Origin of the sequence: Aeromonas sp. DSM 116730 (assembly GCF_046581335.1) — a bacterium.
Lineage (GTDB): Bacteria > Pseudomonadota > Gammaproteobacteria > Enterobacterales > Aeromonadaceae > Aeromonas > Aeromonas rivipollensis.
Window position 1 is genome coordinate 2,475,458 of record NZ_CP144265.1, and the last position, 17,793, is coordinate 2,493,250.

Sequence of the window (17,793 nt, forward strand, 5' to 3'; positions counted from 1 at the left end):
AGGCCCCGCGATAACACGCCTTTATGGTGGCCAGGCGCTAGTATTCGCCCGCTCCCAGCAGCCGCTCTTTCCAGAGATAGCCCTGCACCCCCAGATCCAACAAGGGCCGTGGCGGGAGATAGTTTGCCGTGCCCAGGGCGCGCATCTGCTCGCCCCAGGGGCTCTCCACCCCGCACACCAGATCGGCCAGCGCCTTGCCCGCCATGGTCTGCTTGCTGATCCCGGCCCCGTTGCATCCCAGTGCAGCGTAGAGATCTGCTCCGAACTGGCCCCACAACGGCGCCCCGTTGCGACTCACGCTGATAAGCCCGGACCAGCTGTGGGCGAATGGCAGATCCTGCAGCGCAGGAAAGCGGGACAAAAACAGCTGGCGGTGACGCCGCACTATGGCTTCCCTGGCCCCAACATCGCTGTGCAGCGTCGGCGCATGAGCGACATGCTGGCGGATCAGAATGCGGTGATCCCGGGTGTAGCGAAAGGTGGCGCCGACGATGGCGTTGACCGGGGTCAGTCCCCAGGGGGCAATGTCCCCCAGCCTGGCCCGCTGCTCGGGCGTCAGCGGCTCGGTCAGGGTGGCATGAGTCGCCAGGGAGGCGAGCTTGCCGGCAAAGGGGGTCAGCTGACCCGCACCGCCATTGATGGCAAACATGGCCTTGCCCGCCACCACCTCGCCATGGGGCGTGGTGATGCGAACGCTGCCCGTGTTGTCCACCCGCAATGCCGGGCTGCGTTCATACAGGGTCACATTGTCCGGCAGCTTGTCGGCCAATCCCCGCACCAGGGCGGCCGGATTGAGCAACACCGTATGAGGGGTATAGATCGCGGAGTGGTAGAAGCCGGTGCCAAGGCGGGCCGAGAGTGCCGCCCCCTCCAGATACTCATAGCTTTCGCCGAGCAACTCCAGCTCGCGGGCGTATTGCTTGAGCAAGCCGGCGGATCCGGCCTTGACGGCGCAGTGGTATTTGCCGCTCTGTTGCCAGCCGCAATCGATGCGATAGCGGCTGACCCAGTGCGCCAGCTGGGCCAGCCCCCCTTTCAGCAACTGCCGGTAGTGGCAGGCCTTGGCCAGCTCGGCGGTGCCACTGCCGATATTGTGGGGCAAGTCGATGGCGAACCCCGAGTTGCGCCCGGCGGCGTTGTCCCCCACCACACCCGCCTCCAGCAGCACTATGCGGGCCTGTGGCTGATGCTCGGCCAGCGCATGGGCAAAGGCCAGCCCGGCATAACCCGCCCCCACCACCACCCAGTCCCCCTGGACCACCCCCTGCAAAGGCGCGCTGGGAAGCCGCTCGGGCAAGATGGCGGCCCAGCCATTGGCTTCTTCACTGCGGGGAAAATAACGGAACCTCATGGTGCATCCTGCTCATGTCTGTGTCTGCAAGGGCGACGTCTGTCATCTGCCCGGGTCGTCTTGCAAAATGGCCGCACTCCGAGAAGGCGGCCCCGATAGAAGGCAGCATCGATAACCAATAAATCATTAGTGATGGATCACCGGCCATTCATTACCACGCGGGAATAGCCGTCCCTTTATAGTATTTGTCCAGCGCCGCCTTGACGGCCTCATTCTGATAGGATGCCACCAGTGTTTTCACCCAGGGTGCGCTTTCATTGCCGCTTTTTACCGCGATGAAATTATTGTAAGGATTCTCTTTGGCCGTCTCGGAATAAATACGTTGCTGCTGGCTCAAGCCGGATTTCAATGCCCAGTCTGTATTGACCACGGCGGCATCCAGATCCTCCACTGAGCGCCCTATGATGCCGGTATCCAGCTCCCTGATCTGCAATTTCTTGGGGTTGTCGATAATATCAGTGGTGGTCGCCAATATGCCCGAGCCGGGACGCAGCTTGATGACGCCGGCCGACGCCAGCACCCGCAGCGCACGCCCCTCATTGCTGGGATCGTTGGGCACCCCTATGATGGCCCCTTCTGGCAAGGCGCTGACCGCATTGAATTTCTTCGAGTACAGGCCGATGGGCCACACCGCCGTATTGCCGACCGGCACTATATGATAACCGCGGCTCTTCACCTGATTGTCCAGGTAAGGCTTGTGCTGGAATGCGTTGGCATCTATTTCGCCATTTTCCAGTGCCTCGTTGGGCAAGATATAGTCATTGAACTTGATAAGCTCGATATCCAGCCCCTGTTTTTTGGCCTGTGCCGACGCAACGGCCCACACATCTTCATCCTCTCCGCTCATGATACCCAGCCGTATGCTTTCCCCGGCATTGGCATATCCTGCAATGATGGCGGCAACCAACGGCGTCAATTTAAATATGGTTTTCAACATGGCTGTTTCCTTGGCAATAAATGATGACGCCCCCGAGATTACTGGGTCGACGCAAGGAGCACAAAGCACAAGATATCCCTTGGATATACCAAAATTGACGAACGCCGGGGCGAATGAAAAAGTCCGATGTTAACGGCTATTCTCAAGCGTTTTATATCCGCCATATTGCGCGCCGCTTGTGCCCTTGTCAGACGTCAAGCTTGCGCTGGGTCAGCCACTCTACCTTGGCGGGGTCGCGGTGAGAGAAGAAGGCGCTGGTTGCCGTATCCAGCGCGGCTATCTGCACCATCTCATCCGGACTGAGCTCGAAGTCGAGGATATCGAGGTTCTCCTTCATCCTCTCCTTGCGCACCGACTTGGCCAGCGACGCTATGCCGCGCTGGAAGATCCAGCGCAACACCACTTGTCCCACGCTCTTCCCCCGCTTCGCGCCGATGGCGGCCAACACCGGATGCTGGAACAGACCATTTCGGCCCTCTGCGAAGGGGGCCCACGCCTGTGGCTGTATCTGTCGACTCTGCATCCAGGGGGCGGCATGCAACTGCTGATTGAAGGGGTTCACCTCTATCTGGTTGACGGCAGGCACCACCTTGTTGAACGCCATGAGATCCGCCAGCCGATCCGGCTGGAAGTTGCTGACGCCGATTGCCCGGATCTTGCCGGCTTGCTGCAACTCCTCCATCGCCCGCCAGGCGCCGTGGACATCCCCGTAGGGCTGATGGATGAGATAGAGATCCACATAATCGAGCTGCAGGCGATTCAAGGAGCGCTCGAACTGCGCCTTGGCTCCCTCGTAGCTGGCGTCTTGCAACCAGAGCTTGGTGGTGACAAAGAGCTCGCGGCGCCCGATGCCGCTCTGCCTGATCCCGTTCCCGACCTGGGTCTCATTCTGATAGGAGGCGGCGGTATCGATCAGCCGATAGCCGGTGTCTATGGCCTCGATGACGGCACGCTCGCACTCTGCCGCCTCCGTCATCTGGAAGACTCCAAAGCCCAGCAGGGGCATCTCGATACCGTTGTTGAGTCTGACTGTGTTCATCTCATGTTCCTTTCGCTGTGGTGTGACTGGCGCGACAAAGGGATCCCAGGGGAGACAGATCCGCTGCCAGGCACGAAGGCGACGATGTCTTTCACCTTGGTGATGAAAGGTTCGAGCCGCCTGGCCGCCAGATCATCTATTCAGGGAGTGTTTGATCACGGGGGGAACTCTCATCCCGGTCAACCTAGTGTGTTGTCTTCAAATACTGGAGTTCGCCGAACCAGTAGCTGGCGGTGGTGCCGCCATCGATCAGGAAGTCGGTCCCCGTCATGAAGCGTCCTTTGTGACTCATCAAGAACTCCCCCAGATCCCCGACCTCGTCAGGAGTGCCCGCACGGCCTGCGGGACACAGGCCCAGCATGGTCCGGTACCCCTCGCCACGGGGCCCTTTCAGTTCTTCGTTGGCCAGCGGCGTGATGATGATACCTGGACTGATCGAGTTGACGGTGGCACCACGCTTGCCCCAGGCCGTCGCCTCATACATGACCCGCAACACATTGCAGCGCTTGGAGTATTGGTAGGCTTTCAGGGTATCGTCGATGCCTTGTATCAACGGGAGTGCCAGTAGCTCCTCCGTGGATGTCATGGCAAGTTGCTCGCTCTCCTCGGGGGGAATGTTGCCGAGCCTGTGCCCCGATTGGGACGAAATGACAATCCCTGATCCCCCTTCGCCGATGATCTTGCCGAACTCTTCCAGCAAGACCGCCGTGCCATACAGGTCAACCTTGAGGATGGTTTCAACGGAGGCTTGGGAAGGGGAAACGCCGGCCGCATTAATCAGATTCATGACGGTGCCATGACCCTGGGCGTGTTGCACCAGCTTGATGATCGACTCCCGTGACGACAAGTCCACGACCAGCACGCTGGTATCAAAACCGGCCTCTTCCAGGGTCTTTGCCGCTGTCTCTGCATTTATCTGGCTGATGTCCGCCAGCACCACATGCTTGCCTGCCCCTACCCGCCTTGCAATGGCTTGCCCAATGGACCCGGCCCCAACCAGCACAACCACTTCTTTTTTAGCCATGATATTGCCTCTCTCATTCATCCCCCTTGGTGGGGTAAGGTTCACTCTCATTTATAAAGCGTCGGTGCCAGGCCTTGGACTGTACCCGCCACCTCCCGGGGCATCATCTGATGCTGCCCCCACTTGCACCCGGTCCTGCTGTTATTGACGTGAAGGCATCGCGCTCTCATCGCACCGGCTCGGGTTGCGACATCGGCTCGCAAGACGCCTCGGGCTCGGTGCTTCGCCACAGTGCAAAAACGAGGCAGCCCACTCCCCCTGCCGCCACTATCCAGCCCATGGTCCAGGGGGTGCCATCGGTGCACCAGCCGAGCAGGGCAGCGCTGAACACCCCGCTGCCGTAGTGCATGGCGCCAACCAGAGAGGAGGCCGCGCCCGCCTGCTTCGGGAAGAGCGCCAAGGCGCTGGCCACCGAGTTGGCGACGATGAAGCCACTGACCGACATGTAGCAGAAGATGGGCACGGCCAACCCGGCGACCCCACCCAGTCCCCACCAGGCATCGAGTGCCAGCCAGAGAGCGGAGGCGGCAGCAGCCCAGGCACCGTAGCGAAACAGGCGCTCGGGCCCCCATTTCGCCACCAGGCGCGTGTTGACGAAATTCAGCACCATCAACCCAACGATATTGGCGCCAAAGAGCAGGCCATAGGCCTGCGCCGACACCTGGTAGTAATCGACGTAAGCAAACGGGGTTCCGGCGATAAAGGCATAGCAACCGCCGTAGTAAAAGCCGCCGGCCAGGGCATAGCGCAGCAACCGTCTGTCCATCGCCAGGGCGGCGTAGTCTTTCATTGTCACGGCCAGAGACGCCTGGCTTCGGCGCGCCGGTGCCAGGGTTTCGGGCAGGTAGCGCATGGCGATAAGGGCCACGCCCCCGATGATGGCCAGCACCCAGAAGATCCCTCGCCAGGACCAGTACAGCAGCAGTTGTCCCCCGAGCAACGGCCCGAGCAGAGGCGCGACCGCCATCATCAGGATCAGGGTCGACAGCATCTGGGCCGCCCGCTCCCTGGCATAGAGATCACGGACCATGGCCCGAGCCAGCACGGGACCGGCGCAGGCCCCCAGGGCCTGAATGACGCGCCACACCAGCATCTGAGGGGCGGTCTCGGCCAGGGCACAGCCCACCGAGCCCAGGATGAAGAGTCCGATACCGATCATGATGGGCAAGCGCCGGCCATAGCGATCGCTCGCCGGCCCCCAGAACAGCTGCCCCAGGCTGAAACCGATCAGAAAGGTCGAGATGGTCAGCTCGATCTGGGTCATGTCGGTGTTCAAGTCATGGACCAGCTGCGGCAACGCCGGCAGGTACATGTCGGTGGAAATGGAGGCAAACGACATCAAGGCGCTCAGGATGATCAGGATCCTGAGCTCCTGGGCATGAGCGCGTTCGGGCAGGCTACCTGGGTGTGCCGGTCCGGCAGCGGGCTGACTGTTATTCCCCCGCATGCTCAATCCCGCCCCACGGCAACGGCGGCGCGATAATCACGCTCGCTCACCTGCTCAAGCCAGGTCACCACCTTGCCATCCTGCTGTTCTGCCAGCGCCAGGTGGGTCATGGGGGTATCTGGCGCAGCACCGTGCCAATGCTTCACCCCGGCCGGGATCCAGACCAGGTCCCCTGGCCGGATTTCCCGGATAGGACCTCCCGCCATCTGCACCCGCCCCACCCCACTGACCACGTAGAGGGTCTGGCCCAGGGGATGAGTATGCCAGGCGGTGCGCGCCCCCGGCGTGAAGCTGACCAGGCCGCCAGAGATAGCGGCGGGCGCCGTGCCCTGATAGCGCTGATCCACATAGACATCCCCGACGAAGAACTCGCTGGCCCCCTGGGTTGCAGGCACCTGCCCCGGGGAAAATACCTGTATCGTCTGCTCCTTTGCCTCGGCCTGGCCGAGCGCCATGGTGGCGGCGAGCGTGGTGGCGGATATTGGGTTCATTGTCGACTCCTGCGTTTTAAAAATGTGTCAATCGCGCCACCAGGCGCTGCCCTCGTGGGGGGCCAGCACGTTCAGGGGCTCGCCCATCATCGGGGTGGTCAATGGGATCTGCTGCTCGGCGGCCAGACGGACTATCTGCTCGAGCGGGTCATCCCACTGGTGCATGGCCAGATCGAAGGTGCCGTTGTGCACTGGATAGAGCCACTGCCCGCGCAGATCGTGAAACGCCTGCGCCGTCTGCGCCGGCAACATGTGCACGTACTCCCAGCGCTTGTCGTAGGCCCCGGCCTCGAGGAAGGTCATGTCGAACGGGCCGTAGCGTCTGCCAATATCCTTGAAGCCGTCGAAGTAACCGCTGTCACCGCTGAAGAAGAGAGTGGCGTCCTCCCCGCGAATGACCCAGGAGGCCCACAGGGTCTGATTGCCATCGCCAAGGCCACGGCCGGAGAAGTGCTGGGCCGGGGTGGCGATGAACTCAATGCCGCCGACCCGGGCCTTCTGCCACCAATCCAGCTCCCTGACCTTGTTCTGTGGGACACCCCAGGCAACCAGGCGCGCCCCCACGCCGAGCGGCGTGATGAAGTGGCTGACCTTCTCCTGCAGCGCCAGGATGGCGTCATGGTCGAGGTGGTCGTAGTGATCATGGGAGAGGATCACCGCCTCTATGGGGGGCAGCGCATCCAGGGTGATAGGCGGTGCGTGCCAGCGCTTGGGGCCAAACCATTGCACCGGCGAGGCGCGCTCGCTGAACACGGGGTCCGTCAGCCAGAACTTGCCCTGCAACTTGAACAGCAGACTGGAGTGGCCGAGGCGCCACACACTGTTGTCCGGGGCGGCTATCAGCCCTTCACGGCTCATGGCCTGCACCGGGATAGCGCGATCCGGCACAGTGCCATCAGGCTTGGCGAACAGAAAATCCCACCAGAGCCGTACCCCTTCCCAGGTGCTGCGCTGCGGCAATGCTACGACATTGCTGAATTGACCCGCCTGATACTGGGAAGAGTCAGGGTGCGCGGGCAGGCCCGGTTTCAATACATAGGAAAAGATGCCTGCCATCACGGCTCCTGTTAGCAACCAGACAGAGCGCCGGCCCCTGGGGACGGCGCGAGAGAGTACAGAGGGGTTCTGCATTCATGAGACTCCTGTTGACGATCCGGCCTTAGCGACCCACGTTGTGCTGCAGGTGTGACGGATAGCGATCCCCCTCCACCTTGATCCCGACCAGGGCACGCTGGATGTCTCCCAGATCGGTGGCGCTCAGTGCCACCCGAGCTGCGCCCAGGTTCTCCTCGAGCCGATGCAGCTTGGTGGTGCCGGGAATGGGGGCAATCCAGGGCTTTTGTGCCAGTAGCCAGGCGATCGCAATCTGGGCAGACGTCACCCCCTTGCTGGCCGCAAGGTCGCTCAATACCTCGACCAGATGCTGGTTGGCCTGACGCGCCGCCTCGGCAAAACGTGGAACTATGTTGCGAAAATCCGAGTCATCGAATCGGGTATCGGCTTTGATGGTCCCGGTCAGGAAGCCCTTGCCAAGGGGGCTGAAAGGGACGAATCCGATACCCAACTCCTCCAGCAACGGCAGGATGGCCTGCTCCGGTTCGCGCCACCAGAGGGAGTATTCGCTCTGCAGCGCCGCCACCGGCTGCACGACATGGGCGCGACGAATGGAGTCGACGCCGGCCTCGGACAGACCGAAGTGGCGCACCTTGCCCTCTTGGATAAGGTCTCGCACTGTGCCAGCCACCTCTTCCATGGGGACATCGGGATCGACCCGGTGCTGGTAGAAGAGATCGATCACATCGGTGTTGAGGCGGCGCAGCGACGCCTCCGCCACGGCGCGGATGGTGGCCGGGCGGCTGTCCAGCCCCTCCGATGTCTTGCCGTGCTTGAAACCGAACTTGGTGGCGATCACCACCTTGTCCCTGAACGGGGTCAGTGCCTCACCCAGCAGCAGCTCGTTATCGCCTGGGCCATAAGCCTCGGCGGTATCGAAGAAGGTCACCCCCAGTTCATGGGCGCGGCGGATCAGGGTGATGGCCTGCCCCTTGTCCGTGGCCGGGCCATAGCCAAAGCTCAGCCCCATGCAGCCCAGACCGATGGCCGACACTTCCAGCCCGCTGTTACCCAAAGTACGTGTTTGCATGATGGATCCCTTTTCCTGGAAGGCGCTCTCCTTGGAGAGCGCCATGGTGTGATGGCTGGCGACGCGCGGTTCAGTCCTGACACAGGACCGGGAGGCACCGCCACTCACATGGCATTGCGAAGGATGGTGGCCAGCACGTCCTGGGTGTAGGTTTCGGCCAGGCCAAACCAGCGGGCGTTGCCCTTGAGGTTCTCCAGGATGGCAGGCAGGTCCGCCTCCGTGATGCCGAGCTGGGAGAGGCGGGTCGGCGTGCCTATCTTGTCGAACCATTTTTCAAGGGCGGCAATGCCTTCTTCGGCGGTGTTCAAGCCAAACAGCTGCTGAGCAAAGCGTTCGAACTGAGCCGGATTCTGACCATGGAACCACTTCATCCAGGCGGGCATCACCACAGACAGGCCGGCGCCATGGGGCACATTGAACAGGGCGGAGAGCGCGTGTTCGATCATGTGGTTGGGGTAACCAAAACCCGAAGTACCCGCATAGGTCAGACCATTCAATGCCAGGGTCGCAGCCCAGGCGAACTCGGCGCGGGCGTTGTAGTCGGCGGGATCCGCCAGCAACTGCTCAGTGGTCTCCAGCACGGTGGCGATGACGGACTCCACCAGGCGGGACTGAATTGTCGGCTGCACCTTGGCGGTGAAGTAGCCCTCGATGGAGTGGGCTATGATGTCCGCCGCCGAATAGACCAGATAGTCGCGAGAGACCGTCTGCATCAGCGCCGGATTGACGATGGAGACTTTCGGGAAGGTGTGCACCGAGTTGATGGCAAACTTCTCTTTGGTGTCATCGTTGGTCACCACGGCGCCGCTGTTCATCTCACTGCCGGTGGCAGCCAGAGTCAGGATGGCAAACACTGGCAGCGCCGCCTCTATCTGCCCCTTGCCGACGAACAGATCCCAGACATCCCCTTGATATAAGGCCCCTGCGGCAATGGCCTTGGCGCTGTCGAGCACGGAGCCGCCGCCGACGCTCAGGATGGCGTCGACCCCCTGCTCCCGCGCCACTGCGATGGCATCACGTACCTTGGAGATGAGCGGGTTGCTGACGATGCCGCCGCACGCCACGAACGGGATCCCCTGCTCGTTCAGACTGGCGCTCACGGTGGCGAAGAGGCCATCACCCTTGATCCGCTCGCTGCCATAGGCCAGCAGCACCTTCTTGATGCCGTGCTGGGCCAGGATCTCGCCGATGAGGCGCTCCTTGCCGGTGCCGAACTCGATCCGGGTCGGATTGTAAAAGCTGAAATTGTCCATCTTGCTCGTCTCTCTGTCTAGGTTCATGCCGGGAGGCTTGTCGATGAGCTGAACTATAAATGGGCAACAAACATCGAACTAGACGGCAAATGGATGAATCAGTTACAACTAAATGATGTAAATCGACGAGAAAGACCATGATCAGCGAATTGAGATCCATCACCACCTTCGTGCGCACGGTGGAACTGGGTAGCCTCAGCAAGGCCGCCGAGGCCCAGCAGATCTCCCCTCAGGCCGCCAGCAAGGCACTGAGGCAACTGGAGACCTATCTCGGGGTGCGGCTGTTTCATCGCACCACCCGCAGTATGTCGTTGACCGAAGAGGGCCAGCGTTTTCTGGAAGCCGCCCAACCCGCCCTGCTCGGCCTGCAACAGGCGCTGTCGGCCGCGAGGCAGACCCGAGAAGCATTCGCCGGCCCACTGCGGATCGTGGGGCCACGCTCGGTCGCGCAGATGATTATCGGCCCAGTGCTGGACGAATACTGCCGGCTCTATCCCGAGGTTCAGCCGGATGTGCAGCTCGATGACCGCATCGGCAACTGGGTGGAGGAGCGCGTCGATGTGGGTTTGCGGATCGGCCTCTCGCCACAGGATGGGCTGATCGCACGCCGCCTGTTTCCCTTGCAGCTCATCATCTGCGCCTCTCCCACCTATCTGCGCAAACATGGGGTGCCGCAAACGCTGCACGATCTGGGCGTGCACCGCTGCAGCGTGTTTCGTCATGCCGGCACCGGCCACCTTATTCCCTGGCATGTAAAGCTTGGTGAGAGCGTGCAGGATCATCTCGTTCGCCCGGCGATCTCCACCAATGACGAGACGGTGGAGCTGGGCGCCGTGCTGGCGGGTGAAGTGATAGGCCAAATCGCCGGACCGACGGCGGCGGCGCACATTCGCGCGGGTCGCCTGGTTCCCCTGCTGCTCGACCACATGACAGATATGTACAGCCTGTTTCTCTACTACGGCAGCCGCGCGGCCCAGCCCGCCCGGGTACGCCGCTTCATCGATCTGGCAGTCGAGCGCCTCACCGACAGCCCGGAGTTCGTCCTCGGCGCCGAGGAGCTGCGCCTTGCCCATGCTCGGGGAGTCGGGGATGCAATGCCCGGATAAGGAGCGATAAGCAGGTGATCGCGCTGTCACAGAGACAGGAGTACTAGGCGACGGCTGACTGACGAAGAGTCCTCCACGAGAGAGAGGCGGGCTTATGGTGACGCAAGGGTGCCCCAGGATGTTTCCAGCATCAGCCAAAGGAGTCTGGTTGACTAACCCGGGCTTTACTTCGACGCCAATGACAACCTCGTAGTCGGCCAAGAGACGCCTTTTGACCCTTCGAGATCCTTGACGCATGCGCCGGGTGGCAGACGGTTGGCGGGTTGGCGGGTTGGCGGGTTGGCCAGTATGGTGGTCACTGGTGGCGACAGCTCATCGCACATCACAGGCCAAGGCAGAAGGTGAACGCCCAGCGACTGAGCGGTCACCGTCACCTCGTTGCCGACCAGCGTCCGACGTCGTCAAGGGGATGTGAGTGCCTCGTCCATCTTGCTCTCCACCTGAGGCAGGGAGCTCGCCACGGGATCAAAGATGGCATCCAGATGGCCACGCAATTCTTCAATAGCGCCTGCAACATCCGGCTGCTTCATCACATCGAAGCACGAGAAGGAGGGCAACACCTCTACGCCACAGAACCTGTAGTTGGCCGTGTTGCTGACGAAGACGTCATCCACCGTTTTGCCCTCGAACAACATCTGCCCAGCATCGCCAAATGCCGCCCTCGGTGCATTCCAGGTCAGCGACAGCATGTACTGCTTGCCATGCATCTTGCCGCCAGAGCCATATTGCTTGCGCGGATCCTCGCGCGTCCTGCCATCACCCGACAGAAAACGCTGCTGGAACATGCCCGCGGTAAATACCTCATCGACATACTTCTTGTAGATCCACGGCATGCCGAACCAGAAGACCGGCGATTGCAGGATGATGATGTCTGCCCACAGATGCTTGTCGACCTCGCCCTGAACGTCGTAGCCCTGCTCTATGTATGTCTCCTTCACCGCATAGCCGCGCGCTGCCATCTCTTGCTTGATGACGCCTGCCAGGGTGCTGTTCAGTTTGCCGCCGGAGATGCCTTCAAAAAACTGATGTGCGTTGATGATCAATACGTTTTTCATCGTCTTCTTTTCCTCAACAATCAATGGTCTGATGAGCCTTCTCACTTGCCTGTTGGTTTCGGCGTCGTGGGGTCCATCACGCTGAGCAGGGCGTCACGACACCTGAGGGAAAGAGGCCCGAGGGCATGGCAATCTTGCGGATTGGTTTTCATGGGTGCCTCCTTCACGGTGAAGGCAACTATAGGCGCCGCATTAGCGCAGAAAAATAGCTTAATCCTGCACACCATATGAAGTTATGCTTCAAGATATGAAACTCAATCAGCTCGACGGCCTGATGGCCTTTTGGAAAGTCGCGGAGCATCGCGGCTTCACTGCCGCGTCTGCCGAACTGGAGGTATCGCCTTCGGCGCTGAGCCAGGCGATCAGGCAGCTGGAAGCGCGTCTCGGCGTACGCCTGCTCAATCGCACGACCCGCAGCGTGAGTCTGACGGAGGCTGGGGAGGACTATCTTGCCCGCATCGGCCCGGCACTCGGTCAGGTCATTATGGCGGGTGAAGAGCTGAACGTCCTGCAAGGTGGGCCCACCGGCACATTACGCATCAATGCCGCACGCATTTCGACCTCAATGGTGTTGCAACCGCTGTTGGCAGGTTTCCTTCGTGAGCATCCGAACGTGAAACTTGAACTGACGAATGACGAAGGCTTCGTCGACATCGTCGAGCGGGGTTTCGATGCGGGCATTCGCATGGGAGAAGATCTGCACAAGGATATGGTCGCCCTTCCCCTTGGCGGCCCCATCACAGTCGCCATCGTCGCCTCCCCTGATTATCTCGCGAGCTTCCCCGCGCCCAGCCATCCGGACGACCTCGTGCAGCACAACTGCATCCGCTTCCGCTTCGCCGGAACAGGCGCGATCCACAAATGGGAGTTCAAGGTGAATGAGGAAATCGTCGAGTACGAGGTCAAGGGCAACCTGACCATTACGGACACCCTGTTCAGTACGGAGGCGGCACTGGAAGGCGTCGGGATCGCCTACACCTTTGAGCAGCTGGCCCTGCCACACATCAAGGCAAAGCGTCTGACGCGAGTCCTTGCACCGTTCTCGCCGACCTTTCCAGGCTTCTCTCTGTACTACCCCAGCCGGCATGATCAACCGTCCAAGTTGAAGGCATTCATCGAGTACGCGCGGCGGGCTGTCATCTGAGCAAGCCTGCTTTCAGCTGTTGCTGAAGGTGCTCAACAGCGCTCGTTCGCCCTTGTTGCTCCTGCATAGTCGCTTGGGCCGGGATACACATGTCACCGAACCGGCAGATACCAGAGAGGATCGGCCGCTTGCTCACAACAATCCAAACGCTCCCATCATCGGGGACGAAGGCTGGAGCCATGGCAGAGATGATTGCTGGGTTTTACGCGAGCACGCGCACAGACAAATAACTGGGCGAGTTTGTTATGAGCTGCCAGCCTATCCCGTGTGCCGAGCGGTTTATGGATGTCCGTCGGCAACGACAGCAGGCGTGCCGATCTTCCGAGAGTCGCAAATGTCTTAGGGACTGATGTATCGGGAACTGAGCCAGAAACGCATTGCAGATGCGATAAGTCATCCACACAAAGTGGATTACCAAGAGGTCTGAAGGGGAATTGGAAGGTAACTTATTGAATTGCAGAAACAGGTGGTGGCCCCACCAGCCACATCCCGGCACTCGAGTCCCCCGCCTTGGCTGCTACCTTCCGGTCCTGACCAGGTTGACGAGTTATCAATGCGAGCCCAAATAAATCAGGCACTTAGGGATGGCGTGGTTGCCATCAACATGATTTCTAAAGTCAAAATTTAACAACCAACCCGACCAAGGTAATCCACATGAAGTGGAGTAGCTATAAGGGCAATTGAGGAGCCAATGATAACTACCCTCCCCCAATGCTTCAAGCCAATGAAGAATAGACGTAGTAAACCAACGTAAAACAGCTCCGCAGATGTAGAGAAACTAGTAATAAAAAGCCCACTGGAAATCCATTCGTCTGAAGGATGTTGTGAAGAGGATCAAGTAACTATGAGAGAGCTTTCAGCATAATAAATTCCAAAGTGAATCGGAGACTTCTATGCGTATTCTAAGTGCTAGCTTATTTGCCCTTCTTGTCGTGTTTGGATTGCCTGTTGCTGTCGCGTCTGAAGATTCAGAAGAGTGCGTTCAAGCAAGAGAAGAGGCTGAGAGCGCGGCAGACGTTCTTGCAACAGCGGCGAACTCATTACATTCATGCGCAACAAATTTGGATCTTGAAGATGACTGTTCGTATGAGATGAGTAATGCGCAAAGTGCACATTCTGATTACGAATCTAGTGTTGCTGATGTCAGTAGTTACTGTGAATAACTTACCATTCTTGGAGACATCAGCACTCTTGGAGACATCAGCACTCCAAACAAGCACTGTTCAATAAGTAGTCAGAAAAATTCGTTCCAGCTCAGGCCGACTTGGTATTTCCCCAGTTTGTACAGATCTAGTCATCATTCGACCATCCTCTATTCCAACAGGGATGTGGAGATCCCCAGAGTATGGTGATCACCAAGTTTGAGAGCGCTGATAGGTATCTTATAGATAGGATTATTGGAATGGTCTTTATTGGTAATCATCTCTAGTCAGAACCGGCATTCATTCCAAGGAGCAAGCGATGTCAGGTCTGATAGAAGGTCTGGTAGAAGGTCTGGTAGACAATGCTTTTTTGATAATCATCCCAGACCAAGATACCAAGACTGATGGGATCAGACTGTCCCTGTAAATAACGTCAGACTACCCTCAAATCAACCCTATGCTGCCTGACACTCCGACCAGACCGAGGAAAGATCTGACGGATTACTAAATAATGTCAGACTATTTCCAGTTGACCCCCTTCCTATCTGTTCCCCGAGTTCTAGCTTGTCGAGGTAGTAGTCGATTGACTTACTTGCACTGATCGCCGCATTGGTTAGCTGACTCACGTATTGCTTGCTGACAGAGCCCGCCATTCGAGGCTCAAGGTACGCCTTCACATTGGCATTGGTCAGCGTGGGGAAAGCCATGAGGAGCTTGATGATGAGTGTTGTATTTAAGGGTTTGCCGGTGTACTTCTCGGAGTTGTTCAACCTTGCAGCTCCGACAATCACATCATGGCACCAGCTTGGCAATTCGTAGATGGACGGGACTTTAAAGGGTATCAGCAACTCATCTTCCAACATGGGCGTACTGCTATAGCGGTAAAGCCATTGGCGGACAAAGCGATTATCGTGGGTAAATACAGGACGACCACGCTTAGGGGCAGCAATGGAATTAGTCAGTTCAATCATTCGGTTTTCTCTGGTTCGGTAGGTTTATCTCATGGCAGTTCTCCATTGGTCAGGGTTTAATTGGAGGCGATTTTACAAGGGAAGGATCACGAGGACAAGCTGGCAGGCTGTCCAAAACAGGGTGGGTAAGGGAAAGGTGAATCGCCCCCAGTTCCCTAGACACCTCACAGCCTTAAAATGAGGCAACTATTGGAGGTGTTATGACCCGTCAGCGTTATCCAGAAACATTCAAAATCGAAGCCGTTAAACAAATCACCGAGCGTGGGCGGCCGGTGGCTGACGTTGCTCGTGCCATCGGGGTATCCAGCCACAGCCTGTATGCATGGCTCAAGCAGTACGGTAAGCCTGCTGACCAGCAGATAGAAGAGTCTGCCTTGCAAGCCGAGATCCGCCGTCTGAAAACCGAACTGCGCCAAGTCACCGAGGAGCGCAATATCCTAAAGGAGGCCGCCGCGTACTTTGCCAGCGAGTCAAGGAAAGGTACGCGTTCATAACCTCCCGACTCGACCGGTACAGTGTCGTTACCCTGTGCCAGACCCTGGGGGTTCACCGAAGTGGCTTCTACGCGTGGCTGAAACAGCCTACATCGCCACGACAGCAGGAGGACGAACGACTAACGGGGCTGGTCAAGCAATCCTGGCTGGAAAGTGGCGCTGTATACGGTTATCGCAAGATCCATCGCGACCTTCGTGACTTGGGGGAAGCCTGCGGCAAGCACCGTGTGGCCAAATTAATGAGACGGGAAGGACTGCGTTCGCAAACGGGCTATCAACGCCGTAAGGGGCATTATGGAGGCAAGAGCCCGCAGGCTGCTCCGAACACGCTGGCACGCCAGTTTAAGGTCCCAGCCCCCAACATCTCCTGGGTGACCGACATTACCTACATCCGCACTCAAGAAGGGTGGCTGTATCTGGCGGTGGTGCTCGATCTGTTTTCTCGCCAGATCGTCGGCTGGGCAATGAAGCCACGCATGACGGCAGACTTGGCGGTTGATGCGTTATTGATGGCCGTCTGGCGGCGCAAGCCAAAGCAGCCGGTACTGGTGCATTCGGATCAGGGCAGCCAGTTTACCGGTGGTGAATGGCAGGACTTTCTGAAGGCCCACAACCTGAGTTGCAGCATGAGCCGACGTGGCAACTGTCACGACAACGCTGTTGCCGAGAGCTTCTTTCAGTTGCTCAAACGGGAGCGGATCAAGCGCAGGATTTACGCGACAAGAGACGAAGCCCGCAGCGATGTGTTTGATTATATCGAGATGTTTTACAACCCCATCAGGCGCCATGGTTCCAATGATGGGCTGTCGCCGGTAGAGTTTGAAAGGCAGTTCAATGTTCAACAACAGAGTGTCTAGAAAACCCGGGGCGATTCAAGTATGTACGAAGGGGGGCGTGCTGGGGTCACACAGGATTACAGAATGGCTGTGGAGTGGTTCCGCAAGTCAGCAGAGCAGGGGCTCGCGAAGGCTCAGAACAGCCTCGCGGCGATGTACTATAGAGGCACTGGGATCACACAGGATTACCGTCTGGCTGTGGCTTGGTTCCGCAAGGCAGCAGAGAAAGGGAACTCGATGGCTCAGTGGAACCTCGGGAGGATGTACAATAACGGCGCTGGGGTTACACAGAATTTCGAAATGGCGTATGTATGGTTTTCCGTTTCTGCCGCCAATGGCGATGTGTTAGGAACCCTTGCTGCAGAAGACAGGGACAGTACTGCCAAGAAGTTGACCCCAGCGGCTTTGGTAGACGCACAGACACTGGCTGCTCAGTTTTTTAAAAAGTATCAGCCAAAGGAGTGACCACTTCGGCCGATACAAACTAAGGGTCTCTTACTGAGTAAAGGGTTAGATCGCATTTTTACGAACAACAGCATCTGAATTGAGAACCTGTGTGGGCCGCCGAGCTAAACAGCGACCAGCTCAGCAATTTTTGCCGCGACAACTGACATTGAATCTTCTCCAGTGTCCAAGCCGCTTCGTGAAGCGAGCAAGGGGCTGACATTGCGGAGAGCTTCATACGTTGTGTTATGCACGATTGGAACGAGCTGGTTACCCGCCAAGAGTGCCGAAAGCTCTTTGTCAGCAACTCCCTCTCTGGGGAGTCTATTCAGCAGCGCAGGGGTCACCAGTACAAGTCCGATTCGTGAATTTGCTAAGCCCTTGTCGATGGCGCGCATCATAGGAACTCCGAGGCCAAGGTCCTTCTCGCTGAACCAAACTTTGACACCAACCGCCTCGAGTAAATCGTGTAGCTCTTTGGCTATACCCAGCCGGTCGTCCCACGCATGGCACAGGAAGACGTCACGAAGGTCAGGTTGCTCCGCAGCTCGTGTCTCAATAGTTTGTCGGATTGGCGTGAGTGACTGCACTTGGGCATACGTGTAGGACACGGACGAACCGGCTCGTGACCAGCGCGGCTTTGTGCTGTTGGACCCGCTGCTACCGGACCTACCGCCACTTCCCGACGAGGAAGATGACGAGCTGGAATAAGGACTGTAGTCACTGTAGCCACCGTAGCTACTGTGTCCACCGTAGCGACCACCGCATGCGGGGCAGTCTGCGGCTGCGGCCGCTGACCTATGTCCACGTACTGGTGCTGTGCATCTAGCCATGTTGCAATTCTCCCTATCAAATCGGATTACGTTGTTTTAGCTTCAATGCTAGTAATTGACTAAATTTCAGTAGCCTAGAACCG

General features: G+C 58.6%; 17 protein-coding genes and 1 other RNA gene. 5 read left to right on the plus strand and 13 right to left on the minus strand.

Annotation, left to right across the window (positions count from 1 at the left end):
• Positions 1-37 precede the first annotated feature (37 nt).
• The 9 genes from Aeroheme_RS11345 to Aeroheme_RS11385 all read right to left on the minus strand — a co-directional run bounded on the left by Aeroheme_RS11345 (position 38) and on the right by Aeroheme_RS11385 (position 9,685).
• A complete protein-coding gene (locus Aeroheme_RS11345) occupies positions 38-1,351 on the minus strand; it encodes an NAD(P)/FAD-dependent oxidoreductase (RefSeq protein ID WP_411165861.1) in 1,314 nt (437 codons plus the stop codon).
• A gap of 151 nt (positions 1,352-1,502) precedes the next feature.
• Positions 1,503-2,288, minus strand: a complete 786-nt coding sequence (locus Aeroheme_RS11350) for a MetQ/NlpA family ABC transporter substrate-binding protein (RefSeq protein ID WP_163155066.1) — start codon at positions 2,286-2,288, stop codon at positions 1,503-1,505.
• A 187-nt stretch (positions 2,289-2,475) separates the two neighbouring features.
• Positions 2,476-3,327 carry an aldo/keto reductase gene (locus tag Aeroheme_RS11355; RefSeq protein WP_411165862.1) on the minus strand — a complete coding sequence of 284 codons (852 nt, stop codon included), beginning with the start codon at positions 3,325-3,327 and terminating at the stop codon, positions 2,476-2,478.
• Between the two features lie 184 nt (positions 3,328-3,511).
• Positions 3,512-4,351 (minus strand): SDR family oxidoreductase, encoded by an 840-nt coding sequence (locus Aeroheme_RS11360; RefSeq protein ID WP_411165863.1) that lies wholly within the window; start codon positions 4,349-4,351, stop codon positions 3,512-3,514.
• Positions 4,352-4,517: 166 nt separating this feature from the next.
• Positions 4,518-5,798: a Bcr/CflA family multidrug efflux MFS transporter gene (locus Aeroheme_RS11365; RefSeq protein WP_411165864.1), complete on the minus strand. Its 1,281-nt coding sequence runs from the start codon at positions 5,796-5,798 to the stop codon at positions 4,518-4,520.
• Between the two features lie 2 nt (positions 5,799-5,800).
• Entirely contained in the window at positions 5,801-6,289 is a 489-nt protein-coding gene (locus Aeroheme_RS11370) for a cupin domain-containing protein (protein WP_411165865.1), read from the minus strand.
• A gap of 27 nt (positions 6,290-6,316) precedes the next feature.
• Positions 6,317-7,345: an MBL fold metallo-hydrolase gene (locus tag Aeroheme_RS11375; RefSeq protein ID WP_411165866.1), complete on the minus strand. Its 1,029-nt coding sequence runs from the start codon at positions 7,343-7,345 to the stop codon at positions 6,317-6,319.
• Between the two features lie 103 nt (positions 7,346-7,448).
• Positions 7,449-8,432, minus strand: a complete 984-nt coding sequence (locus Aeroheme_RS11380) for an aldo/keto reductase (RefSeq protein ID WP_411165867.1) — start codon at positions 8,430-8,432, stop codon at positions 7,449-7,451.
• Between the two features lie 104 nt (positions 8,433-8,536).
• Positions 8,537-9,685, minus strand: coding sequence for an iron-containing alcohol dehydrogenase (locus Aeroheme_RS11385; protein ID WP_411165868.1), 1,149 nt, complete (start codon positions 9,683-9,685; stop codon positions 8,537-8,539).
• Positions 9,686-9,834: 149 nt separating this feature from the next.
• Here Aeroheme_RS11385 and Aeroheme_RS11390 point away from each other — a divergent pair, with 149 nt between their 5' ends.
• On the plus strand, positions 9,835-10,791 hold the full coding sequence (locus Aeroheme_RS11390) for a LysR family transcriptional regulator (RefSeq protein ID WP_408751569.1): 957 nt from the start codon (positions 9,835-9,837) through the stop codon (positions 10,789-10,791).
• Between the two features lie 401 nt (positions 10,792-11,192).
• Here the strand turns inward: Aeroheme_RS11390 and Aeroheme_RS11395 are convergent, their stop codons facing one another.
• Complete coding sequence (locus Aeroheme_RS11395) at positions 11,193-11,846, minus strand: NAD(P)H-dependent oxidoreductase (protein ID WP_392416972.1); 654 nt, start codon at positions 11,844-11,846, stop codon at positions 11,193-11,195.
• Between the two features lie 247 nt (positions 11,847-12,093).
• Between Aeroheme_RS11395 and Aeroheme_RS11400 the strand changes: the two genes are divergently transcribed.
• Entirely contained in the window at positions 12,094-12,990 is an 897-nt protein-coding gene (locus Aeroheme_RS11400; RefSeq protein WP_411165869.1) for a LysR family transcriptional regulator, read from the plus strand.
• Between the two features lie 473 nt (positions 12,991-13,463).
• Here Aeroheme_RS11400 and ffs read toward each other — a convergent pair.
• An RNA gene (ffs, locus tag Aeroheme_RS11405) (signal recognition particle sRNA small type) lies at positions 13,464-13,557 on the minus strand.
• A gap of 326 nt (positions 13,558-13,883) precedes the next feature.
• Here ffs and Aeroheme_RS11410 point away from each other — a divergent pair.
• The gene (locus tag Aeroheme_RS11410; protein ID WP_408864556.1) at positions 13,884-14,153 is read left to right on the plus strand and encodes a hypothetical protein; all 270 of its coding nucleotides are present in this window, start codon (positions 13,884-13,886) and stop codon (positions 14,151-14,153) included.
• A 434-nt stretch (positions 14,154-14,587) separates the two neighbouring features.
• On the opposite strand, the gene Aeroheme_RS11415 is transcribed toward Aeroheme_RS11410, so the two are convergent.
• Complete coding sequence (locus Aeroheme_RS11415) at positions 14,588-15,103, minus strand: hypothetical protein (protein WP_408864557.1); 516 nt, start codon at positions 15,101-15,103, stop codon at positions 14,588-14,590.
• Between the two features lie 200 nt (positions 15,104-15,303).
• Between Aeroheme_RS11415 and Aeroheme_RS11420 the strand changes: the two genes are divergently transcribed.
• A protein-coding gene (locus Aeroheme_RS11420) for an IS3 family transposase (protein ID WP_234678337.1) occupies positions 15,304-16,454 on the plus strand; the annotation gives its coding sequence in 2 pieces (ribosomal slippage) (positions 15,304-15,541 and positions 15,541-16,454; 1,152 coding nt in all).
• Positions 16,455-16,475: 21 nt separating this feature from the next.
• On the plus strand, positions 16,476-16,898 hold the full coding sequence (locus tag Aeroheme_RS11425; protein WP_411165870.1) for a tetratricopeptide repeat protein: 423 nt from the start codon (positions 16,476-16,478) through the stop codon (positions 16,896-16,898).
• A gap of 104 nt (positions 16,899-17,002) precedes the next feature.
• Here Aeroheme_RS11425 and Aeroheme_RS11430 read toward each other — a convergent pair whose 3' ends face one another.
• The gene (locus Aeroheme_RS11430) at positions 17,003-17,710 is read right to left on the minus strand and encodes a toll/interleukin-1 receptor domain-containing protein (RefSeq protein WP_411165871.1); all 708 of its coding nucleotides are present in this window, start codon (positions 17,708-17,710) and stop codon (positions 17,003-17,005) included.
• Positions 17,711-17,793: the final 83 nt, after the last annotated feature.